Here is a 22,062-nt window from a genome sequence, read left to right on the forward strand (position 1 = left end):
TTAACGCTGAATAAGATAGCGAATGGTGGGGCCGTCCTGCTGAATATCCAACACCGTGTAGCCGTGGTTTTTGGCGTCCAGCGGGATGTTATTGATGGACTGCGGGCAGTCGCTGATCACCTCCAGGACCTCGCCTTTTTTCAGCTGCGGCATCGCCTCCAGCGTGGCAACAGCCGGGTAAGGGCAAGGCTCACCTACCATGTCCAGGCGGTAATCCGGGACAATGTTCTGACTCATGCGGTTTCTCCTGTTGTGGTGCCGATAGCCTGGTTTTTACGGCGAAAGAAGCGTTTTTCCCAGCCGACAATCAGCAGATAAGCGACGAGCAACATCAGGTAAGTCACCAGCAGCCCGCCCAGTGGCCCAAAGGTATTCAGCAGGTTGACTTTATCCCAGCTGGTGGCCAGCGCCGGAGAAATATCATCCCAGAACCAGGCCAGCAGCGTAGAGCCAATCACGTTGCCGAGACCGACCCACCAGTAGTGAACCTGACCTTCAACCGCGCGATACATCCAGCCCGTTTCGCAGCCTCCGGCCAGCACGATACCAAAGCCAAACAACAGCCCGCCGATGATGGCGTTTGGCCCTGCCCACATGATTTTGGCTTCTACGCCAAGCTGAACATAGCTAAAGATGCCAATGGCGCTGACCGCCATCCCCAGAATAATTGCTTTGGCCATCTGGGTTCGGCCGGTGATCCACATGTCGCGGAAGGCGGAGGTGAAGCAAATCTGTGCGCGTTCGATAAGCAGGCCAAAGCCGACGCCAAACAGCATGGCGAGGCCGAGTTTTGGCTGGTTTATGGCGGTGAAACCCGCCCAGCCGAGCATGCCGATAAACACCAGCATTCCCATACGGAAACGGCGCTTAGCGCGATCCGGCTGCTGGGTGAGCGGGGAGGCAGCGGAGACTTTTTGCAGCTTGACCGGAATGCGGAACATCGGCAGCAGCGTGAAGCGCGCGCCAAACCAGCAGCCGATGGCGGTGGCAAGGGCGAAGAACCAGGCGTGCAGCGAAAACTGTGGGATCCCGGTAAAGAACGCCGCGAGGTTGCAGCCCATTGCCAGTCGTGCGCCGAAGCCAGCAATGATCCCGCCGAGCACGGCCTGAATGATGCGGATGCGGTGCTGGGGCAAACGAAGCTTGACGTTATTGGCCCACAGGGCCGCGGCGAAACAGCCGCCAAACATGCCGATGATCATCATGCCGTCGATACGGGTTAGCGGGCTGCCGTCGAGGTGAATTAGCTTGTAGTAACCCCATTCTTCGGCGTGAATGCCCATCAGCTGCAGGAGCTGGCCGCCCCAGCGGGTGAATTCGCCGGTGACGGCCCAGAAGGTACCGGTGATGCCAAAGTAATAGGTGGAGAGGATCCCGGCCGCGATCACCGCGGGCATTGGTTTCCAGAAGGTTACCAGGTATTGGTGTTTAAAGGAGTGCCAGGTCATTGTTTTCGCCTCTGAACTCAGAAGAACGTGCCGCGAAGGGCAAAAGAAGGCGCCATCATACGCCCATCTTTTGGGCTTAACAGGCTGAAAAGACGAAAAAACAATCTGGATCAATTTTTGTGCCCCAGGCGGAATTGCTGGCAGGCATCGGGCTTTAATGCCAGAATTATTTTTTCTCCGCAGTCAGGATAGACGATGAAGAAGCTTTTAGTATTGGCGGCGCTGGTAGCACTGGGCGGCTGCACCGAGATCAGAGATTATAAGCAGGTCGTTCGTACCGAAGCACCGGCGGGTATGGCGGGCTACTGGCAGTCCAGCGGGCCACAGAGCGAGCTGGTTAGCCCGGAGGCGATTGCTTCGCTGGTGGTCACGCCGCAGGGCGATACGCTGGATTGCCGCCAGTGGCAGCGGGTGATTGGGGTTCCGGGTAAGCTGACGCATTTGTCTGGCGATCTGCGTAATGTCACCGTCAAGCGCGAGATTTACGACATCGGCCTAAACGGCGACACGCTGGAGTACGCCGGGATGACGTTGAAGCGTGTGGATCGTTTGACGCCGGAATGCGCTGATTTCCTGGCTAAAAATCCTTTAGATAGCCAACTGTCGAAAGGCTAAGGGAGAATGCCTCTCACTCCAGAGAGGTGAGAGGGCTGGTGCTCAACGCTGTAGCTACGATTTCATTCGCTTACTTTTTTGAGGCTGTCTTGTAGTGACCAATAAGTTCTATGGAGGAACGGCTAAGCTTCCGTTCACTTCAAGTCCTAATTCCTATGTAGCTTCTGAGCTGGTGAACGTCTCAGGGGAGTCACCGTCACTCCCCTGAGAATCCGGACTCCCGGCCAAATAAATCGACCGCGTGAGCGGCAAACCTCCGTTTTATCTCCCAGTTCTGGATCGGCTGAGATGCGTTCCCGACGCTCTCAGCCTCCGGCCGTTCCCGAAGCCCGGACCCTGGCCAGTCGGAGAGAAAACGGAGGCGATTTAAGCCGGACACGTTCACCGTGCAGTAAACGTGTAGGGAAAACAGGTCTACGGGTGAACGGAACAGCTCCCGGATTAAAGAGATCTCCCAAAAGATGTCAAATTCACAGCACATCCTCCAGCACCCAAACGCTAACGCTGCCGCCGTGACAGGTAAAGGTTGCGCTGCCGCCCGCGTCGGTGTGAATCGTTTCCTCGCGATTGCCGAGATAATCACGCCAGTTTTTCTCAGCGAAATCTTCCCCCAAGGTGACGTGCTTTTCGCCGTCATCGCCGTTGGACATGATGACTACGCAGCCTGGGGCTTCTGCCGTGCCGCTGCGGCTAAAGCCAATGCAGTTAGGGTGATCGAACCATAAAGTCTGCACCCCGTGGGCAAAGCGCTCCCGGGCGTGAATCAGGTCATCCAGCTGTTCGATGACCGGCATATCAATGTGGTAGTTCTGCCCGTCGCCGCCTTTATCGTCGTAACTTGCGCCAAAAAGATCCGGGTAGAACACCGACGGTACGCCGTTTTCGCGCAGCAGAATTAGCGCATAGGCCAGCGGTTTAAACCAGGCTTCTACGGGCGCTTCAAGCGCCTGCAGCGGCTGGGTGTCGTGGTTAGCCACCAGCGTGACGGCGTGGAACGGGTCGGCCTCAACCAGCGTGCCGGTGAAAATCTGGCTCATGTCGTAGTCACGCCCAAGCCGGGATGCCTCATGGAATTTCATTTGTAGAGGGGCATCAAACAGCATCGTTTTGCCCTCTACCTGGGTGATGTATTCCAGCAGTTTGTCCACTTCATGGGACCAGTATTCCGCCACGATAAACAGCGGCGTTTCCGTCACGTCCTGGACGTGCTCAATCCACTCTTTATAAAACCAGGCGGGAATGTGTTTGACGGCATCGAGCCGAAAGCCGTTGCACTGCGTCTGGGCCATCACCCAGCGCGCCCAGTATTTAAGCTCTTCGGTCACCGCATGGTTGCGGAAGTCGATATTGGCGCCCATCAGATAATCGAAATTCCCCAGCTCGTCGTCCACCTGGTCGTTCCAGCCGTCGCCGGTGTAGTCATTGACGATTTTGAAGATGCCGTCTTCATCGGGGTTTTCAATATGATCGACGCCGCTGAAGCATTTGTAGTCCCAGATGAACTGTGAGTATTGTCCGGCACGGGCGGGGAAGGTGTAGCGGGTCCAGGCCTCGCAGTCGATAACCTCGGGCGAGATCTCGTTGCGGTTATCGGCATTTACCCGGTTGACGTGGATGTGCTCTTTTTCGTCGGCGCCCATTTTATGGTTCACGACAACGTCCAGCAGCACCGAAACTCCGTTGTCCCGCAGGGCTTTTATGGCCGCCAGCAGCTGTGCTTTATCCCCGTACTTGGTGGCGATGCTACCTTTCTGGTCAAACTCACCGAGGTCAAAGAGATCGTAACTGTCGTAGCCAACCGAATAACCGCCCGCGCTGCCTTTATACGCAGGGGGAAGCCAAACCATGTTGATGCCGATGTCGCTGAGGCTGGCCGCACGGTCGGCCACTTCTGACCAGAGCGTTCCGTCGCCGGGGGTGTACCAGTGAAAAAATTGTAACAGGGTGGGGTTCGTCATCTTGTCCGTGCTCCAGAAGTCATTTAGCTGACCTCTGGAGTATGGAATAAGAATCGAAATACGGCAGGTTTACTGGTTCAGATCGCTCGGTGTTAACACGTTGCCGGAGAGAAAACCGTAGGTGTTGTTCAGTGATTTCTGACGGCCGCTCTGGTCAATCAGGTCGCGAAGCTCACTCAGACGGCTGTTAAGCAGCCCTTTAATCTCATTTTCATTGGCGAGAATCAGATCAAGCAGCGCCTTAGCTTCTTCCTGACTTCTTTGGCTTGACTGCGCAATTGGGTTGCTGGCAATCGACTCTACCAGTTGAACATATTTAACCTCATGATCAATCAGCTCATCCCACCTTCCGCTATGGGCAAGGTCAAGCATGGTTTGACTGAGGGCGAGCAGGGCACGCCATCCATTGAGGGATGAGATGAAATCATTCATCAGATAGCATCCTGAAATGTAGGGGAAGTAGGGCCGATTTGCTTCCATGCATCCGCGATGTTTGCAAGTAATCTTTCGACTTCGGCGATGGCCTCTACGTCATTACGCAAATTAGCGTGTAGGAGACGCCTGACCATGTAATCGTAAAGATTCGCGAGGTTAGCGGGCAAATCTCCTCCGACATCCATATTCAGGCCGGCTTTCAGGCCATTATCAATAATGTTAATGGCTTTTGAGAGCGCCTCGCCTTTTTGCGGTATTTGTTCCTGTTCAAGAAACAAGCGTGCACGAACCAGGGCACTGAGTGCCCCATCGAACAACATCACCACGAGCTGGTGTGGACTGGCACTCATAACGGCGCTTTCCAGACCGACCTGTTGATAGGCTTGTACACCAGAACTCTTGTACATACAAAATCCTTAGCTTTTGTTGAATTGCTGCGCCAGATAGTTCCCCATGTTTGTCATCGAGTTAACAAGGCTTGCCAGAGAAGTAAACTGTGCCTTGTAACGCGCCATGGTTTCGTCGATGCTGTCACTCATCGCCTGTTTACGATCGGCCACGGTTTTCAATGTTGAGGTCAGGCCATCCTGCGCATTTTTAATCACGCCAGCGTTAATGGAGCTGGTGCTCAGCATATTGTTCAGTTTGGTATCCAGCTGTGTCGCAAACCCTGTCGTTTTCCCGTCGCCTACAAAGTAGTTAATAACGCCCTGCGGGTTGTCGGATAACGCTTTGGTTAATTGGGTATCATTGACTTTTAGCTGGCTGGAGCCATCCGGGGCCAGTACGGGATCCTGGGTAATGCCCAACTGCGCCATAATGCTGTAATCGCCGCCCTGTACCTGGGTCAGCATGCTACGGATATCAGCCTGGATACCGCGTACGGTACTGTCCCCGACGAGTGCGCCGTTGTTTGGATCCTGAGCGGAACCTGGGTCAACTTTTACATATTTGGTCACGGTAGCAATCGTTGACTGAAGGGTGTTATAGGCTTTAACCCAGTCATTAATCACTTTCTTGCTGGCATCGCTGGTACGCGCCACGCTCAGCGTTTCATCGGCCGTGCTCTTCGCCTTAAGGTTCAACGTTACGCCCGGCATGGCATCAGAGATGGTGTTGCTCTGACGCTCAATCATGACGCCGTTCACTTTCACCTGAGCATTTTGCGAAGCCGTTTGCTCTGTTAAAGCCCCGGTCTTGCTCGTTGAGTTGTACCCAATCACGCCCTGGAGCTGGTCATCACCGGTGACGGTGATGGTCATATCTGACTGCGTGCCGGTGCTCTTGGAAGCAATCATCAGGCGATAGTCGCCGTCGTTAGCTTTAACCACGGATGCTGAGACGTTTCCGCCCGCGGCGTTAATCGCTTTTGCAATACCGTTTAATGAGGTATCGCCGTCGGCAAGCGTCACGCTCAGTGGCTTAGTGGTGCCAGGCTGAGTAATCGTTATCGTACGTGTACCGCCGGTGGTCGCACCCTGCTGCGCAGTGTTGCTGCTGATGCTGCCGGTTGAGAGCACCTGAGCCTTCGCCATCTGCTGTACGTTAATTGTATAGTCAGCAAGGATAGCGTCACTGGTCGTGGTCGCGCTAAAAGCGGTATTGGTACTGGTGACGGAGGTAGACACCAGAGAACCCTTCGCTGTTAACGCGGCGGTAGCCGTTTCCAGTCCGGAAATCGCGGTTTTCAACTGACCAAAGGCGCTAAACTGGGCTTGATAAGTCTTTGTTTGTGTATCAAAGATGGTTAATTTTGTTTGTTCAGCCGTGTAAAGCTTATCGTAAGTATCCTGGAGGTTCAGGCTGGTACCTGCCCCGAGGCTTGAAATCGATGCCATTGATGTCTTCCTTTAAGTCGCTGGTAGTTTCATTCACTTATCGGCTGACTCAATGAAAAGTTTACAGCCGGGGAAAAAAAATAATCAGCCGAATAGCAGGCAGTGGATCGGCCTTATATGACGATTGTCGGAAAAGACGGTGACATTAATAGCGTGGTCGATGGCGTAAAGGGAGGCAAAGATATATTTTCTCAAATGCGCTAAGCCGCGTTTAAAAGTGTAGGAAAGGTTAAGTTTAGCGCGGGTTGTAAATTTAATTTCTTTATAATTCAGTCATTTGATTTTTTTTTATCATTAATTCTAAAGTTGGCACAGAGGGCGTCGATAACCTTGTTGACGGTGAGAGACGCCGTGAGTGTTAGGCACCGAACCTAAACCCAATTTTTAAGGAATTAATACTATGTCCGTAATCAATACTAACCTGCTGTCCCTGACTACTCAGAACAACCTGAGCAAAGCTCAGTCTTCCCTGGGTACCGCTATCGAGCGTCTGTCTTCCGGTATGCGTATCAACAGCGCGAAAGACGATGCTGCTGGTCAGGCGATTGCCAACCGTATGACTTCCCAGGTTAAGGGTATGACTCAGGCGGCTCGTAACGCTAACGACGGTATCTCTCTGGTTCAGACCGCTGAAGGTAACCTGAACGAGATCAACACCAACTTACAGCGTATCCGTGAACTGTCCCTGCAGGCCGCGAACGACACCAACGGCACCACTGACCTGGCATCCGTACAGACTGAAATCACCCAGCGTCTGTCTGAAATCGACCGCATCGCAGGCGGCGCTTCTTTCAACGGCAAAAACCTGCTGAACGGTTCCGTAACTACTGGCTTGAACATTCAGGTTGGCGCTAACACCACCTCTAACGATACCATCGTTATCGGCAGCGACTCTCTGATCAACGCATCTTCCGGTAGCCTGAGCACTGGTCTGAGCACCGCTATTACCGACCACTCTAGCGCGCAGGCTGTTGTTTCTGCTGCTGATGCTGCTATCGCGAAAATCGATACTGCACGTTCTAACATGGGTGCGATTCAGAACCGTTTCGAATCTACCATCAACAACCTGAACAACTCCATCACCAACCTGTCTGCTGCTCAGTCCCGTATCCAGGACGCTGACTACGCGACCGAAGTATCCAACATGAGCCGCGCGCAGATCCTGCAGCAGGCTGGTACTTCTGTACTGTCTCAGGCAAACCAGGTTCCACAGGCGATGCTGTCCCTGCTGCGTTAATTTCGCAGACCGCTACAAGAAAGGTTGCTGGAAACAGCAGCCTTTTTTTGTTTTTGCCAAAAGGGGAGGCGCAGGGCGTTTTTAATATGAAGGTTAAGCCGTTAATTTCGGTTTTGTTCAGCGCATTATGCTTACTGGGCGGGTGCTAGCATCAGACAATCACCCGTCTGGCAAAATATTGCAACCTAAAGGACAGTTATGAATAGTTTCTCCCGCACTCGGGCAATGCATCAATATTACCGCGATCTGTTTACCCGGGCGATTCACCTGCCGGAAGCCGATGCTTTACCTGCGTGGCTGGTGACCGAAGTCCTTAATTTTGCCAATCCTGATTTTGCTGCCCTCGACGATAAATTAAACCAGGCACAGACGGGGTTGAATCTCGAGCAAGACAGAGCGTTAAAGCTGATGATGGGGGCGATTATTCTGTCAAATGTGGCGCTCTGCGGCCCATCTGGAGAAAAGTCGCAGGCGGTTGACGCGGAGAATGTTGAGAAAATCACGCAATGTATCGTTGAAGCGCTTAAGCTTGACGGGAATAAAAATTATCTGGTTGCCGCCGTTCAGATCCTGTTCCGCATTAATGAAATAAACTCCGCCGTTTTCCTTATTTCCAATAATCTTTCCGAGCTCAGTGAGTCACCCGTTGCGCTAAAAATTCTCTTGCTCATCTGCCTGATGGAAGAAGATTTTAATCAGGCCTATGTCATTATTCAGCAGCTCACTGAGAACATGGCGCTTATCGGGGAAGATCCTATGGCGCTGCTGATGGTTGTCACGGCTATCTACAAGCTGGGAGGCCGCCCGGATTCCTTTATCGATTTTAGCCCGTTAGACGTGCCTGACTGGCAGCCTGACGCTGGCCGTTATAGCTGGTTAATTGAGCCGGTAAATAACAATAAAACTACCGTGCTGGTCGCTTGCGATGGCGCCGGCTTTACCGCTCATGGCCTGCCGCTGCTGCTTTCTCTGTTCGACACCAATCGCGACGAGCTTAACGTTCATTTCCATATTTACAACTGTGATGCTGGACTGGCCCAGCAGATTACGGGGCTTCGCAACGCGATGCCTGAGCTGGCTATTTCGTTAAGCAGCGAGGCAGTGACTCCGGGAACGGCAGCGAATGTGCACTATGCCAGTCGCCGGCTGGTCTTTTTATCTCATGCGCTGGAAAAAATGACCACGCCTGTCCTGCTGCTCGAGGCGAACAGCCTCGTCAGGAAGTCGTGGGCCGGGATGGAAGGGCAGTTAGATGTGAAAGATTTACTGCTGACCTGGGATGAAACCGCGCCGTTCTGGGCGTCGATTCTGGCGGCGTGTCTCTATTGTGAAGGGGGCGAGCTGTCGACGAAATATCTGGCCGCCGTGGCCCGGTTTATCGATCGCAATTTACAGCGCAACAATGCTGAACGGTTTCTCGATCAAGTGGCACTGGCCGCTGTCGAAAATGAGCTTAGTGCACTGGATAAAATGGCAATAGGCCGGGCTCAGCCGCATACGCTGGTGGATGCGGCACACGGCGAGGACGCGTTTAGTTGGATACTGGCTCACTCCGGGGTTGAGAGTGAGGATTACCGTCGATACAAAGCGTCGCTGTTGGAAAAGTACAGCGCGTTAATCGGTTGAGTCTGCATTTATTTCTTCAAAATAATGGATAAGCATAACGTGAGTCAGTATTACCCGGATCATCGTATTTCGCCCGTTGCTATTCAGTCTGCGGCCTGCGTCTACCATCTTTCTACGGTGGAGCCTGCGCACGCTCGCGTGCTGGAAATAGGGTGCGGCGAGGGAGGATGCATTACGGCCCACGCGCTGGCGTACCCGGAAAGCCAGGTGATGGGGATTGATATTGATGAAAGCTTGATTGCCGCAGGGCAGCGCCATACTCAGGCATTAGGGATCAGCAATATTGAGCTGTTCTCCGCCGGACTTGGGGATATTCTCGCCACCGAAGGCGGGCAGTTTGACTACATCGTGATTCGCGGTGTTTTCTCTTTACTCGGCCGCCAGGAGCGAGAGGCACTCTTGCTCTGGTGCCGCCAAAATCTTTCTGCCTCCGGCGTGGTCTGCCTGCACTGGTATCCCTCCACCGGCGAACCTGAGACCACGGCCATTCGCGAGGCGCTTAGCTACCATGCAGCCCGGGGCGCGAATGCCGATCCTGAGTCTCAGGTTAATGCTGCGCGAGGCATGCTGAGCTATCTGGCGATGACGCTACCGGAAGGGACACTTAAAGCCCAGGTTGAAGAGGCTGAGAAAGAGAGCGATCTTGCCCTGACCCTGCGTTATCTCTCTCCGACCACGGCAGCCTTGTCTTTTACTGAGTTTTGCCATCAGGTCAGCGACCTGGGATTGCACTACGCTGGCGATGCCGTGCCTCAGTATGAGCTGCCGCGCGCTTATGGTGAAAAGGTCGCAACGCTACACGCCCTCGTCGCCGGACAGCAGCGCATCGCCGCCCAACAATATCTTGATTTTGCGGTATCGCGTACCGAACGCTTTAGTCTGCTCAGTGCGATCAGAGCCGAAGAACACTTTCCGGCATTGCCTGACAGTTCGCGCCTCGAATCACTTCATTGGGCGGGAAACTTTAGCCGCAAAATGAATGAGAATGGGGCGATATACAACGGCCATATTGGCGGGGATGGGCAGCAATCCAGTAGTGAGAATCCGATCACTTTACGCATTCTGGATCTGCTTGGGGCTGCCTGGCCATTCAGCCTGAGCGTTGAACAGTTGGTCATTAACTGCCGCAAGCCGGAAGACAATACCGACGTGCGCGAGGCAGTGCTGAAAGTGCTGGAAGATCTGTATCTCACTCAGCCGGCGGGACTCTACTGGCGCTGTACTCCAGGCGCGTATGATCGGGCTGAAAATGACACGCTACAGCCCATTTTATCGCTGAAAAATGGCGTGCCAGAAGGGAATGCTTCGCAAGTTTATAGAAACCTCTGGGGCGATGAATTTTCTGTCACGCCGGAAGAATGGCGCTATTTGCAACACGGTTTAGCCGGTGTGGATGCCGAGGCGTGGCAGTGTTTTATGTCGCTACGTAAAAAAGGCGCGTTGACGGGGTCTCCGACTGCCTGGAAAAAGCACTACCAGCTTTTTTTACGTACGGGGAAAACACAATTTTTGCTGCCGCTGTTGAACAATTTGCTGCTGCTGAGTGTTTCCATATCGCGAGGTGGCTTGCTTAGCAAAGATGTTAATGACTTACCCCAGCGTGAATCAGAACACACGGAAGACACTTACGACCGGATTAACCGTTTAATTCGTGAGAAAAAGATTCAGGATGCGAAAACCTGTGCTGAGAAGCTGCTGAAAGAGAATCCGGAGGATATTGCCGCGCTGCGCTGTTATTCGCGAACGCTTGTGCTGTCCAATCGCTGGGATGAAGCAAAAGAAGTGCTTTGTCGGCTGATGGGACACTATTTCTCCAGTCTGGATATTTATTACGATCTGGCGACAGGGCTACAGAAAACAAACCAACATTATTACGCGATTCTTCTTCTGCAGGGGTTGTTAAGGCTGGAAGATAAAAACGTCAATTTCTGGCATAGCCTTGCGTACTCATATTATCAGCTGGGTGAAATGTCCCTGGCAGAAAAATGCTCTCGTGTTTCGTTGCGCTGCGACGAGGTGAAAGCGATTCACTATGCCACGATGGGGGTGATTCTCAGCGATAGCCAAAAACTTGACGAGGCTGCCTGGTTTCTTAACAAAGCGATAGCGCTGGAACCGAGTAATTTTGATTACTTTACCGCACTGCTGTTTGCAATGACCCACGACCATAAGGTCACGGCAGAGCAGCTTTACCAGAAACATCTGCAATACGGTGAGACGGTAGGAGCATGGGCCGCGGCCTGTCATCTGCAACTGCCTTATCGGGGTATAAAGAATCCTGATAAAAAACTGCGCGTGGGCTTTGTTTCCGGAGATTTACGCAAGCATCCCGTGAGCCACTTCCTGGCGCCGTTCTGGGATGGGCTGGACAGAAATCATTTCGAGCTGGTGGGGTACAGCACCTCTTATGTTCATGATGAGGTCACTGAACATTTTGCAGCCGGTTCCGTGCTATGGCGGCAGGTGGACAAGCTAAGCAACCAGCAGCTTGCCGAACAGGTTTATCATGACGGGATTGATATTCTGTTTGATCTCTCGGGCCACACCTCTGACAACCGTCTGCCGGCATTTGCGCTTCGCCCCGCACCGGTGCAAATCTCCTGGATTGGCTACCCTGGCACAACCGGTTTGAAAACGATGGATTACCGCATTGTGACCGCGACGCTCGCTGAGCCAGCCGATCTTGAACAGCAGCTGACCGAAAGCATCATGTTTATTGAGATGCGTAAGTTCTTTGAGCCCGATCCGCAAAGCCCTGATATCGAAACTCTCCCGGCGCTTAAAAACGGTTACCTCACCTTCGGCAGCTTTAATCGCCCTAAAAAGATCAACGATGAAGTCCTCAGAGTGTGGGCCTCAATTCTGGCACAGTCTCCGGACGCCAAATTTGTTATCGGTTTTATGAACGATGAAAAAATGGTGGCCGAGATGACGAGGAAACTCGAGCTGCTGGGTATTGCGCCGTCGCGCCTGATATTCAAGAAAAGAGCGCCGCTGCTTGATTATCTGGCTTACCACAATGAAATCGACATTTTACTGGATGCATTTCCCTACTCTGGCGGTACCACCAGTAACCACGCCTGCTGGATGGGCGTGCCAACGCTGACGCTGTGCGGTGCCACGATGGCTGCCCGACAGGGCGTCGATATTATGCGCATTCATGGGCTGGAAAACTTTATTGCCTACAGCGAAGAGGATTACATCCAGAAGGCGCTGAGCTGGGGCGACCGGCTCCCTGAACTGAATGAAATACGCATGACAATGCGTGAAAGAATGCCGGCGGAAACCGCGGATGGCTTTAACGTCGCCGGTACATTTGGACGCGCATTGCGGGAAGCATGGCGAATTTACTGTGCCGGTGAAGCGCACCGTACGTTCACAGTATTGGAATAAGGCGCGGGCCGCGCCAACTGGTTTCACACCGAGGTGTACTATGAAAAATATTTTTGTTACCAGCCCTCTGCTTCCGCCCCTGGAGGAATTTGTTCCTTATCTCGAGCAAATCTGGGGGAACAGGCACCTGACCAACAACGGGCCATTTCATCAGCAGCTTGAGCAGGCGCTGGCCGATTATCTGGGTGTAAAATATCTTTCGCTGTTTTCTAACGGCACGCTGGCGTTGCTGACCGCTTTCCAGACGCTGCGGCTGAGCGGCGAAGTGATAACCACGCCTTACTCATTTGTGGCGACATCGCACAGTCTCTTATGGAATGGCCTGACGCCGGTCTTTGCTGATATTGATCCGCAGACGTTCAATATTAACGCCGACGCGATTGAGGCGCTTATCACCCCACAAACTACGGCCATTATGCCGGTGCACTGTTATGGTATTCCCTGCGACGTGGATAAAATTCAACGTATCGCCGACACCTATGGTCTCAAAGTTATTTACGACGCGGCCCACGCCTTTGGTGTGAAGCAGAACGGCAGCAGCATCCTGAACTGCGGTGATTTGTCTATCCTGAGTTTCCACGCCACTAAAGTGTTTAATACCATCGAAGGCGGGGCGATTATCTGCCCGGATGCCAGAACCAAAAAACGCATTGATTACCTGAAAAACTTCGGTTTTGCCGACGAAACCACGGTAATTGCGCCGGGCATTAACGCGAAAATGAATGAAGTGCAGGCGGCGTTTGGCCTGCTGCAGCTCCAGCATATTGACGGCGCCTTAAGCGCCCGGGCCGACATTTATCAGCGCTACTGTGAAGGTCTGGCCGATATTCCTGGCCTTGAGTTTTATACCCAGAGAAGCGATTACGAGTGGAACCACGCTTACTATCCCGTGCTGATAGATGAACGGTTCCCGGTGAGCCGCGACGCACTTTATGACGCGTTAAAAGAAGAGGGGATTTATACCCGGCGCTATTTCTATCCGCTCATCAGCTCCTTCGCCATGTACCGGCATTTACCGTCCTCCGCCGCGGAGCATCTGCCGGTAGCCAACGACCTGGCTAACAAGGTGCTGTGTTTGCCGATATTCCCGGATCTCGAGGGAGAAGAGCAGCAGCGTATTATTACGGCAGTTAGGCGGATTGCTCAGGGGCAAAGCGTCGCCGCCTGACTGGGTGATTGGCGGGAATAAAAAAGGGCTTTGTCTTGCGACAAGGCCCTTTTTTCTGCTTCGACGGTGTCGTTATAGCTCGGCGATACACATCAAGCGCTCGCTGCGCTCAAGGTAGCGCTGGCCGGACAATTTGAACATGCCGTTAATCAATAGTGGATTATGCAGGCCGTGGCGTATTAGCCAGTCTTCGTGCGTTTTTTTGCCTTTGCCGACCGGGATAATGGTGACTTTGCGGGCGACTTTGCCGAGGATTTCCTGCATCTGTTCGACGGTAAAGAAGCGGATGTTAAACAGCGAGTCGGTCCCTTTTTTCACGTTAAAGTAATCAGCAAATGACTGATTATGGGCGTTATGTACCGTGACGATCATTCTGCCGCGAGTGATACGAGCCTGCTCAAGCGCCATTTTTTGGATATCCTCATCCGCAAATAGCCCCCAAAACCCATTGTGGTAACTGATGTCAAAATGCTTGTCCGGGTACTGCAGCTCGAAGGCATTCATCACGGAAAAACGATCCTGCAGGGAAGGATAAAGCTTTTTCGCAAGACTCACGGATTCCGGCGAAAAGTCTATTCCGTGGCCCTCTGCGCCACGCTTCGTCAACTGGACGATATCGCGAAAGCTACCGGCAGCAATTTCCAGAACCCGCTTTTCACGGCTTTTTCTGACCGCATCAATATAGTAGGCGTGGCGAAGATCGTTTTGGTAATGGTCGAAAATATCCTGCCATTTATGGTCCCAGTCCTCGGCCGTGGTGAGCTTTTCAGGCTCTGTTATTTGGCTCATATCTCTATCCTGTGAATGATTTCTCAGCGACGTAGTGGCGCGTAAAGACGGCGTTTTGTACGGCAACTGCGGGTTGAATAGGCTGGCGGGTGAAACAGTGAAGATGATTGGTAATCATGTCGTAGCCTGCCATGACCGAAAATTCGACCCCGGCGGAGAAGCGGGGGTTGATGTCCATCAGGTAATCCCCGGTGGAATGGCGCATAAATTCAATATTGATGCAGCCGTTCAGGTCGAGCAGGCGGGCAACTTCTGCCGCTTTGGCGAGCAGTGCCTCATCCTGGACAATCTCAACGGTTAATCCGGCGCCGTTCGCGGTGCGCAACAGCTCTTTGCGGGCAACGCCCGCCCATTCGCCGGTCTTGCGCTGCCGGACAATATCAATGACGTGAACATCTCCCGGCAGATACGGCTGGACAATCCAGTCGTTGCCGTTCAGCCGCTGACGTAGCTCAATCAGTTCGGCCTGGGTCTCTACGCGGCGAAGCCCTTCGCTGCTGCGGCCATTCCTCTGTTTAAGGATAACCGGGAAACCAAAGGAAAGCGTTTGGGACTCAGCGAGGGCGACAGTAGGCAGCGAAAGAAACGCCTCGTTATGGGAAAATCGTTGGCTCCAGGTTAGCTTATCCCTGGCAACCGCGATAGATTCTGCTGCCATTAGCGCCAGCATGGCGGACGAACACAGTTCACCCCGGGCATCAGAAAGTGTGTCAACTTCAACATCGGTTAGTGGGATGATGGCGTCAATGCGATGCTGGTCGCAAATCGCATTGATACTTTCGATAAAGGCCTGGCTATTCGTTGCACGCGGAACCTGAACAAAATTGTCGACCAGACGAGAGGCATACACCCATTGCTCGGGGTAGATATCACACCCGATGACGGTGTGGGATGCGCGTTTCAGCGCACTTATCACGGCTGGCGCAGACATTGACCCTATAGCCGTAATTAAAATGTTCATGTAAATGACCTGTCTTGTAATCTGCTTCGCCTGACGGCAGGAGGAAGTTTGCCGCAGAGAAACGACGCGTATATTTATCACTGTATGATAATCCCGCCAGAGATCAGGCCTGGAATAACAGATGATTTTATCCTTTTTTTGCAGGATAGATTCTCCGGCTTAATTTCTCCGGTTTCGCTATAGTATGTGACGTTAATATTTAACAACCAATTGATACTTTTAAGTAAGCCAGAACATGTTTTGCCTTACATTATGGTTAAAATTCCAGGGGTTTATTTCTTCATAACCTCCAAATAACCCCCCATTTCACCCACTATTCATCCGATTAAAACCCCTGCAGAAACGGATAATCATGCCGATAACTCAACTAACGCAGGGCTGTTTATCGTGAATTCACTGTATACCGCTGAAGGTGTAATGGATAAACACTCGCTGTGGCAGCGTTATGTACCGCTTGTGCGTCACGAAGCATTGCGCCTGCAGGTACGTCTGCCGGCGAGTGTGGAGCTCGACGATCTGCTACAGGCAGGCGGCATCGGGTTGTTGAACGCAGTCGAACGTTACGATGCCCTGCAGGGAACGGCATTTACTACCTACGCGGTGCAGCGCATCCGTGGGGCGATGCTTGATGAGTTGCGCAGCCGTGATTGGGTGCCGCGAAGCGTCAGGCGTAACGCTCGCGGTGTGGCACAGGCGATTGGTCAACTGGAGCAAGAGCTGGGGCGTAACGCTACCGAGACGGAAGTCGCGGAGCGGCTGGACATCCCGCTCGAAGAGTATCGCCAGATGTTGCTCGACACCAATAACAGCCAGCTCTTCTCTTATGACGAGTGGCGGGAAGAGCATGGCGATAGCATTGAACTGGTCACCGAGGAACACCAGCAGGCAAACCCGCTACAGCAATTACTGGACAGCAATCTTCGCCAGCGCGTAATGGAAGCCATTGAGGCTTTACCGGAACGCGAACAACTGGTGCTGACGCTTTATTACCAGGAAGAGCTGAATCTGAAAGAGATTGGTGCGGTGCTTGATGTGGGTGAGTCACGGGTTAGCCAGTTGCATAGCCAGGCGATCAAGCGTTTGCGCACCAAACTGGGTAAGTTGTAGGGAGTGCCGCACAATTATCTGACGACCTGGGAATTATCATGACGGTGCAGCAGTCAAAAAGACGGCCATTAAGCCGCTATCTCAAAGATTTCAAACACACCCAGACACATTGTGCACATTGCAGTAAGCTGCTCGACCGCATCACGCTCACGCGCAGCGGGGTGATTATCAATAAAGCCACCATTGCTCAACTTGATACGCTTATTGATGAGGCCACCTGGCTTATCGAGCAGAAAGAGTGGATGGCGCTGTGTCGTTTTTGCGGTGATTTGCACTGCAAAGAACAAAACAACTACTTCGATATTATTGGCTTCAAACAGTATCTGTTTGAGCAAACCGAAATGAGCCACGGCACGATCCGTGAGTACGTGGTTCGTCTGCGCCGCCTGGGTAACCATCTGAGTGAGCATAAAGTCCCGCTTCCCGGCTCGCTGCAAGGCCTGCTGGACGAGACGCTGGACGCCTGGCTGCCCCGCACCAGCACCAATAATTACCGCATTGCGTTACGCAAATATTGGCAATTCCAGGTGCAGGGACATGCGATCCCGAGTCAGGAAATTAGCGCAACCTCCGATATATACTAAATTTGCATAAGTTGTAGCGGACTGGTTTTGATATATCCCGAAGCCGCCCGCTACACTACAAAAAACGTAAATAATCGGGGTAAACATGAAATTAAAAATGATCGGGCGTCAGGCGCTGATGGGCGTCCTGGCCGTTGCTCTGGTGGCCGGCGCAAGCGTGAAAACCTTCGCGGCAGAAAATCTTCTGAATAAAGTCAAAGAGCGCGGCACGCTGCTGGTGGGGCTGGAAGGCACTTATCCGCCGTTCAGCTTCCAGGGCGATGACGGCAAGCTGACCGGCTTTGAAGTTGAATTTGCCGAGCAACTGGCTCAGCACCTGGGGGTTAAAGCCGCGCTGAAGCCGACCAAATGGGACGGCATGCTGGCGTCTTTAGATTCTAAACGCATTGATGTGGTGATTAATCAGGTCACCATTTCCGACGAACGTAAGAAAAAATACGACTTCTCTACCCCTTACACCATCTCCGGTATTCAGGCACTGGTGAAGAAGGGCAACGAAGGTGGGATTAAAACCGCCGCCGACCTGAAGGGCAAAAAAGTGGGCGTTGGCCTTGGGACTAACTACGAGCAGTGGCTGCGTGAAAACGTACCGGGCGTAGACATCCGTACCTATGATGATGACCCGACCAAATATCAGGATCTGCGCGTGGGCCGTATTGACGCGATTCTGGTCGACCGTCTCGCCGCGCTGGATCTGGTTAAGAAAACCAACAATACGCTGGCGGTAGCGGGCGATGCGTTCTCCCGTCAGGAAGCGGGCGTTGCCGTGCGTAAAGGCAATGAAGATCTGCTGAAAGCCATCGATGCGGCTATCGCCGAAATGCAGAAAGACGGATCTCTGGCTAAGCTGTCCGATAAATGGTTCGGGGCGGACGTCACTAAGTAGCGCGGTATCACAGTGAAAAGGTGCTGATTTCAGCACCTTTTTTTATTGACACCAGAGAAGGAAACCGTCTCTCTGGTGCATAATAAAACTGGATATTGATATCGGCTCAGGAGGCCCTATGTCACTGCATCATCTAACGCGTTTTCCTCGTCTGGAATTTATTGGCGCACCGACGCCGCTGGAATATTTGCCGCGCTTTTCGGACTATCTTGGCCGTGAAATTTATATTAAACGTGATGACGTGACGCCGATGGCGATGGGCGGCAACAAGCTGCGCAAGCTTGAATTTTTGGCGGCGGATGCGCTGCGGGAAGGGGCCGATACGCTGGTCACTGCAGGCGCTATCCAGTCTAACCACGTTCGCCAGACGGCGGCGGTGGCGGCAAAGCTTGGGCTACATTGCGTGGCGCTGCTTGAAAACCCTATCGGGACAAAAGCCGAAAACTACCTGACTAACGGCAACCGTCTGCTGGTCGATCTTTTCAATGTCGAAGTTGAAATGTGCGAGGCGCTGAACGCCCCGGATAAGCAGCTGGAAGCGGTGGCTACGCGTCTGGAAGCGCAGGGATTCCGGCCTTATGTTATTCCGGTCGGCGGCTCAAATGCGTTAGGTGCGCTAGGGTATGTTGAAAGCGCGCTGGAAATTGCCCAGCAGTGTGAGAACGCCGTGAACCTGTCATCCGTGGTGGTTGCCTCGGGCAGTGCGGGGACGCATGCTGGTCTGGCGGTCGGCCTTGAGCAGTTGATGCCGGACGTGGAGCTGATTGGCGTCACTGTGTCCAGAACCGTGGCGCAGCAAAAACCCAAAGTTGTCGCCCTGCAGCAGGCCGTGGCGAAGTCGCTTGAGGTTAGCGCGACCAGCGAAATTATTCTGTGGGATGACTATTTCGCGCCAGGCTACGGCACGCCGAATGAAGAGGGGATGGAAGCGGTGAAGCTGCTGGCCAGACTTGAAGGCATCCTGCTTGACCCGGTCTACACCGGCAAAGCGATGGCCGGGCTTATTGACGGCGTGGCGCAAAAAAGATTTAAGGATCAGGGGCCCATTGCCTTTATTCATACCGGCGGAGCGCCGGCGCTGTTTGCCTACCATCCGCATCTGTAAGACGCGGGTCTGGTCTTAATCATCAGGAATCACCATGCAAGAAAGTTTGCAACTGGTGCTGGATTCAGCACCGTATCTGCTTAAAGGGGCGGTTTTCACGCTCCAGCTGAGTATCGGCGGGATGTTTTTTGGCCTGATCCTCGGGTTTATGCTGGCGCTGATGCGCCTGTCGGCGTTTTGGCCTTTTTCGCTGCTGTCGCGTTTTTATGTTTCCATTTTCCGCGGGACGCCGCTTATCGCCCAGCTGTTTATGATTTATTACGGGCTGCCGCAGTTTGGCATTGAGCTGGATCCTATCCCGTCGGCGATGATTGGCCTGTCGTTAAACACGGCGGCTTACGCCTCTGAAACCCTTCGGGCGGCCATTGCCTCTATTGATAAAGGCCAGTGGGAAGCGGCGGCCAGTATCGGGATGACTCGCTGGCAAACGCTGCGCCGCGCGATTCTGCCGCAGTCGGCCCGCGTGGCGCTGCCGCCGCTGGGGAACAGCTTTATCAGCCTGGTGAAGGACACCTCGCTGGCGGCCACCATTCAGGTGCCGGAGCTGTTCCGTCAGGCGCAGCTGATCACCTCCCGCACGCTGGAAGTGTTCACCATGTATCTCGCCGCATCCCTGGTCTACTGGGTAATGGCGACGGTGCTCTCCACGCTGCAAAACTATTTTGAAAACCAGCTTAATCGCCAGGACAGGGAGCCGAAATGAGCGCCATTGACGTTAAAAAACTGGTGAAAAAATTCCACGGGCAGACGGTGCTGCACGGCATAGATCTGGACGTTAAACCTGGAGAAGTGGTGGCGATCATTGGCCCAAGCGGCTCAGGAAAAACCACGCTATTGCGCAGTATTAACCTGCTGGAAGAGCCGGACAGCGGCACGATTCAGGTGGGGAATATCACGATTGATGCCGGACAGTCTCTGGCAAAGCAGAAAGAGAAAATTCGTGCGCTGCGCCAGCAGGTGGGGTTTGTGTTCCAGAGCTTCAATCTTTTTCCACACCGCACGGTGCTGGAAAATATTATTGAAGGCCCGGTCATCGTTAAGGGCGAGCCGAAAGCAGAAGCCATTGTCCGGGCGCGCGAGCTGCTGGAGAAGGTGGGCTTAAGCGGGAAAGAGAACAGCTACCCACGTCGCCTGTCAGGCGGGCAGCAGCAGCGGGTGGCGATTGCCCGTGCGTTGGCCATGCGGCCAGAAGTTATTTTGTTTGATGAACCGACTTCGGCGCTGGATCCTGAGCTGGTGGGAGAAGTGCTGAATACTATTCGCCAGCTGGCGAATGAGAAACGCACCATGGTCATTGTGACCCACGAAATGAGCTTCGCCCGGGATGTGGCCGACCGCGCAATATTCATGGATCAGGGCAAGATTGTGGAGCAGGGGCCGGCAAAAGCGCTTTTCGCCAGCCCACAGCAGCCGCGCACGCGGCAATTTCTGGAGAAATTTTTGACCCAGTAACCGCTAGGCAGGCCTGGTTTCACCCCCAGGCGGCTTTCGCGGAGCCGAGTGCCGCCGGTGGTGTGCCCCAGATAACCGGCGTGCCTGCCAGCCTCAGCGGGAACTTCAACCGGTTTCCCAGCCCAAAGGCAGACCACTCCATCGTCGGCTGGTAATCATGCGGGCCGATAGCGGCAAGCGCTGATTGACCTCCTGCCGGGCAAGACATTAATAAAGCGGCCGTTCGGGCGAGCGACAGGCGTGCGCTGTAGCCCTGACGCTGCTCATGTCGGACCTGGAGGCCTTTTAGCACTGCAGCGGCAAGCAGGTAACCCGTGGCGTGATCCAGTGCCTGAACCGGGAGCGGGTGAGGCCGCCCGGTATTTTTCCAGTGCATGCCCGCGTCGGCGATACCGCTGGACATCTGGACCAGGCTGTCGAAACCACGGCGGTTACGCCACGGCCCGTGCCATCCCCAGGCGTTGAGCGACACGTCTATCAGACCGGGAGAGAGCTGCTGTCGGGTTTCGGCATCAAAACCCAGGGCTTCCAGAGCATCCGCCCGGTAGCCATGCACCAGCACATCGGTATCGGCGAGCAGGGCCTTGAACTGCTCTCTGCCTTCGGCAGATCTGAGGTCGAGCCTCGCGCATTTTTTCCCGAGAGTAACTTCCTCAACCAGCGTCGGCTCTTCCCATTCAGGGGGATCAAGGCGCAGCACCTGCGCCCCAAGCCCGGCCAAAAATCGGGTGGCAACCGGGCCAGCAATAATACGAGTGAGATCCAGCACGCGGAGGCCTGCCAGCGGGCGGGCTGGTGGCAATGCTAATGCAGGGCGAGGGGCTTCGGCATGGCGTTGCTGCCAGAACAATGGCTCTGCCGCAACGGTTTTCCCATGAGGATGCTTCAGCCATTCGTCGTGGCTTAACATCGCTGCCGCGCATCCACCTGCGGCAACGATCGCCGCTTCAAGCTCAGTTTTTCCCCACGCGGTAACTCGCTGGGCGAGCGCTGATTTATCCTTGCTCACACCCAGGATGCTTTCCATTGCCTGGCGATGATGCGGCGCGTTGGTATGCAGGCGGATCCAGCCGTCCCGAGTGGCATAATCCCCGGCAAACTCATCCCACAGCGCGGCAGGAGCGCGGTTCACGGGGAAATGGCTGCTTGAAAACCAGTATGAGGCCAGCCGCCGGTCTATATAAAGCGGCGCATCCGGGCGAGCAAGCAGCGCTCTCAGGGCACAACCCGCCGTCGCCAGGCTGGCGGTGGCGAATTCGGTCACAGGAAAACGGGAACTGAGCTCACCTTTACCCGTCACGGCCACTGACGGCTGAGCGATTTCCAGCCCCAGATCCCGAACCATTGATCCGAAGAGGAGGGAAAACGAAGATTTAACCATACAGAGCTCCAGTAAATTTTTCCTGACATATGTAAAAACCGAAGAATTGTGGCGGAAAAACCATAAATCACATTAATTA

20 protein-coding genes are annotated in these 22,062 nt (G+C 53.8%); 11 read left to right on the forward strand and 9 right to left on the reverse strand.

Annotation, left to right across the window (positions count from 1 at the left end; translation table 11 throughout):
- The gene (gene yedF / locus ACREYP_RS08490; RefSeq protein ID WP_336818041.1) at window positions 1-237 is read right to left on the reverse strand and encodes a sulfurtransferase-like selenium metabolism protein YedF; all 237 of its coding nucleotides are present in this window, start codon (window positions 235-237) and stop codon (window positions 1-3) included.
- Entirely contained in the window at window positions 234-1,448 is a 1,215-nt protein-coding gene (yedE, locus tag ACREYP_RS08495; protein ID WP_008459979.1) for a selenium metabolism membrane protein YedE/FdhT, read from the reverse strand. The genes yedF and yedE overlap by 4 nt, the downstream gene beginning before the upstream one ends.
- Before the next feature lie 195 nt (window positions 1,449-1,643).
- Between yedE and yedD the strand changes: the two genes are divergently transcribed.
- Window positions 1,644-2,063: a lipoprotein YedD gene (gene yedD / locus ACREYP_RS08500; protein ID WP_008459981.1), complete on the forward strand. Its 420-nt coding sequence runs from the start codon at window positions 1,644-1,646 to the stop codon at window positions 2,061-2,063.
- A gap of 470 nt (window positions 2,064-2,533) precedes the next feature.
- Here yedD and amyA read toward each other — a convergent pair whose 3' ends face one another.
- From amyA to fliD, 4 genes are all read right to left on the reverse strand, one after another.
- Entirely contained in the window at window positions 2,534-4,021 is a 1,488-nt protein-coding gene (gene amyA, locus ACREYP_RS08505; protein ID WP_336818042.1) for an alpha-amylase, read from the reverse strand.
- 69 nt (window positions 4,022-4,090) lie between these two features.
- A complete protein-coding gene (gene fliT, locus ACREYP_RS08510; RefSeq protein WP_008453799.1) occupies window positions 4,091-4,453 on the reverse strand; it encodes a flagella biosynthesis regulatory protein FliT in 363 nt (120 codons plus the stop codon).
- Entirely contained in the window at window positions 4,453-4,863 is a 411-nt protein-coding gene (gene fliS / locus ACREYP_RS08515; RefSeq protein ID WP_008453801.1) for a flagellar export chaperone FliS, read from the reverse strand. The genes fliT and fliS overlap by 1 nt, the downstream gene beginning before the upstream one ends.
- A 9-nt stretch (window positions 4,864-4,872) precedes the next feature.
- On the reverse strand, window positions 4,873-6,294 hold the full coding sequence (fliD, locus tag ACREYP_RS08520) for a flagellar filament capping protein FliD (RefSeq protein ID WP_205246345.1): 1,422 nt from the start codon (window positions 6,292-6,294) through the stop codon (window positions 4,873-4,875).
- A 400-nt stretch (window positions 6,295-6,694) separates the two neighbouring features.
- On the opposite strand from fliD, the gene ACREYP_RS08525 reads away from it, so the two are divergent.
- The 4 genes from ACREYP_RS08525 (at window position 6,695) to ACREYP_RS08540 (ending at window position 13,718) form a co-directional block, all read left to right on the forward strand.
- Window positions 6,695-7,531, forward strand: coding sequence for a flagellin N-terminal helical domain-containing protein (locus ACREYP_RS08525; protein ID WP_008453804.1), 837 nt, complete (start codon window positions 6,695-6,697; stop codon window positions 7,529-7,531).
- Window positions 7,532-7,729: 198 nt separating this feature from the next.
- Window positions 7,730-9,157, forward strand: coding sequence for a hypothetical protein (locus tag ACREYP_RS08530; protein ID WP_336818043.1), 1,428 nt, complete (start codon window positions 7,730-7,732; stop codon window positions 9,155-9,157).
- 39 nt (window positions 9,158-9,196) lie between these two features.
- Window positions 9,197-12,550, forward strand: coding sequence for an O-linked N-acetylglucosamine transferase family protein (locus ACREYP_RS08535; RefSeq protein WP_336818044.1), 3,354 nt, complete (start codon window positions 9,197-9,199; stop codon window positions 12,548-12,550).
- 40 nt (window positions 12,551-12,590) lie between these two features.
- A complete protein-coding gene (locus tag ACREYP_RS08540; RefSeq protein WP_336818045.1) occupies window positions 12,591-13,718 on the forward strand; it encodes a DegT/DnrJ/EryC1/StrS family aminotransferase in 1,128 nt (375 codons plus the stop codon).
- Window positions 13,719-13,790: 72 nt separating this feature from the next.
- Here ACREYP_RS08540 and ACREYP_RS08545 read toward each other — a convergent pair whose 3' ends face one another.
- Together ACREYP_RS08545 and ACREYP_RS08550 are read right to left on the reverse strand one after the other, a co-directional pair.
- Window positions 13,791-14,507 (reverse strand): class I SAM-dependent methyltransferase, encoded by a 717-nt coding sequence (locus tag ACREYP_RS08545; RefSeq protein WP_008453812.1) that lies wholly within the window; start codon window positions 14,505-14,507, stop codon window positions 13,791-13,793.
- A gap of 4 nt (window positions 14,508-14,511) precedes the next feature.
- Window positions 14,512-15,468 carry an ATP-grasp domain-containing protein gene (locus tag ACREYP_RS08550; RefSeq protein ID WP_336818046.1) on the reverse strand — a complete coding sequence of 319 codons (957 nt, stop codon included), beginning with the start codon at window positions 15,466-15,468 and terminating at the stop codon, window positions 14,512-14,514.
- Between the two features lie 387 nt (window positions 15,469-15,855).
- On the opposite strand from ACREYP_RS08550, the gene fliA reads away from it, so the two are divergent.
- From fliA to tcyN, 6 genes are all read left to right on the forward strand, one after another.
- Window positions 15,856-16,575, forward strand: coding sequence for an RNA polymerase sigma factor FliA (gene fliA, locus ACREYP_RS08555; protein WP_008453816.1), 720 nt, complete (start codon window positions 15,856-15,858; stop codon window positions 16,573-16,575).
- Window positions 16,576-16,613: 38 nt separating this feature from the next.
- Window positions 16,614-17,159 carry a flagella biosynthesis regulatory protein FliZ gene (fliZ, locus tag ACREYP_RS08560; protein ID WP_008453818.1) on the forward strand — a complete coding sequence of 182 codons (546 nt, stop codon included), beginning with the start codon at window positions 16,614-16,616 and terminating at the stop codon, window positions 17,157-17,159.
- Between the two features lie 85 nt (window positions 17,160-17,244).
- Entirely contained in the window at window positions 17,245-18,045 is an 801-nt protein-coding gene (tcyJ, locus tag ACREYP_RS08565; protein ID WP_008453821.1) for a cystine ABC transporter substrate-binding protein, read from the forward strand.
- 118 nt (window positions 18,046-18,163) lie between these two features.
- Window positions 18,164-19,150 carry a D-cysteine desulfhydrase gene (gene dcyD / locus ACREYP_RS08570; RefSeq protein WP_008453823.1) on the forward strand — a complete coding sequence of 329 codons (987 nt, stop codon included), beginning with the start codon at window positions 18,164-18,166 and terminating at the stop codon, window positions 19,148-19,150.
- Between the two features lie 34 nt (window positions 19,151-19,184).
- On the forward strand, window positions 19,185-19,853 hold the full coding sequence (gene tcyL, locus ACREYP_RS08575) for a cystine ABC transporter permease (protein WP_008453825.1): 669 nt from the start codon (window positions 19,185-19,187) through the stop codon (window positions 19,851-19,853).
- Window positions 19,850-20,602 carry an L-cystine ABC transporter ATP-binding protein TcyN gene (gene tcyN / locus ACREYP_RS08580; protein ID WP_008453828.1) on the forward strand — a complete coding sequence of 251 codons (753 nt, stop codon included), beginning with the start codon at window positions 19,850-19,852 and terminating at the stop codon, window positions 20,600-20,602. The genes tcyL and tcyN overlap by 4 nt, the downstream gene beginning before the upstream one ends.
- 19 nt (window positions 20,603-20,621) lie before the next feature.
- Here tcyN and ACREYP_RS08585 read toward each other — a convergent pair whose 3' ends face one another.
- A complete protein-coding gene (locus ACREYP_RS08585) occupies window positions 20,622-21,983 on the reverse strand; it encodes a CoA transferase (protein WP_336818047.1) in 1,362 nt (453 codons plus the stop codon).
- Between the last annotated feature and the right edge of the window lie 79 nt (window positions 21,984-22,062).

The organism is Enterobacter sp. TMH.L2, assembly GCF_050847315.1.
Classification (GTDB): Bacteria; Pseudomonadota; Gammaproteobacteria; order Enterobacterales; family Enterobacteriaceae; genus Cedecea.

Coding starts and splice junctions, on each gene's coding strand:
- ACREYP_RS08545 (WP_008453812.1), bottom strand. CDS start 14,507: ATGAGCCAAATAACAGAGCCTGAAAAGCTCACCACGGCCGAGGACTGG.
- dcyD (WP_008453823.1), top strand. CDS start 18,164: ATGTCACTGCATCATCTAACGCGTTTTCCTCGTCTGGAATTTATTGGC.
- yedE (WP_008459979.1), bottom strand. CDS start 1,448: ATGACCTGGCACTCCTTTAAACACCAATACCTGGTAACCTTCTGGAAA.
- ACREYP_RS08585 (WP_336818047.1), bottom strand. CDS start 21,983: ATGGTTAAATCTTCGTTTTCCCTCCTCTTCGGATCAATGGTTCGGGAT.
- amyA (WP_336818042.1), bottom strand. CDS start 4,021: ATGACGAACCCCACCCTGTTACAATTTTTTCACTGGTACACCCCCGGC.
- fliT (WP_008453799.1), bottom strand. CDS start 4,453: ATGAATGATTTCATCTCATCCCTCAATGGATGGCGTGCCCTGCTCGCC.
- tcyN (WP_008453828.1), top strand. CDS start 19,850: ATGAGCGCCATTGACGTTAAAAAACTGGTGAAAAAATTCCACGGGCAG.
- ACREYP_RS08525 (WP_008453804.1), top strand. CDS start 6,695: ATGTCCGTAATCAATACTAACCTGCTGTCCCTGACTACTCAGAACAAC.
- ACREYP_RS08550 (WP_336818046.1), bottom strand. CDS start 15,468: ATGAACATTTTAATTACGGCTATAGGGTCAATGTCTGCGCCAGCCGTG.
- ACREYP_RS08540 (WP_336818045.1), top strand. CDS start 12,591: ATGAAAAATATTTTTGTTACCAGCCCTCTGCTTCCGCCCCTGGAGGAA.
- ACREYP_RS08530 (WP_336818043.1), top strand. CDS start 7,730: ATGAATAGTTTCTCCCGCACTCGGGCAATGCATCAATATTACCGCGAT.
- fliS (WP_008453801.1), bottom strand. CDS start 4,863: ATGTACAAGAGTTCTGGTGTACAAGCCTATCAACAGGTCGGTCTGGAA.
- yedF (WP_336818041.1), bottom strand. CDS start 237: ATGAGTCAGAACATTGTCCCGGATTACCGCCTGGACATGGTAGGTGAG.
- fliD (WP_205246345.1), bottom strand. CDS start 6,294: ATGGCATCGATTTCAAGCCTCGGGGCAGGTACCAGCCTGAACCTCCAG.
- fliZ (WP_008453818.1), top strand. CDS start 16,614: ATGACGGTGCAGCAGTCAAAAAGACGGCCATTAAGCCGCTATCTCAAA.
- tcyJ (WP_008453821.1), top strand. CDS start 17,245: ATGAAATTAAAAATGATCGGGCGTCAGGCGCTGATGGGCGTCCTGGCC.
- tcyL (WP_008453825.1), top strand. CDS start 19,185: ATGCAAGAAAGTTTGCAACTGGTGCTGGATTCAGCACCGTATCTGCTT.
- yedD (WP_008459981.1), top strand. CDS start 1,644: ATGAAGAAGCTTTTAGTATTGGCGGCGCTGGTAGCACTGGGCGGCTGC.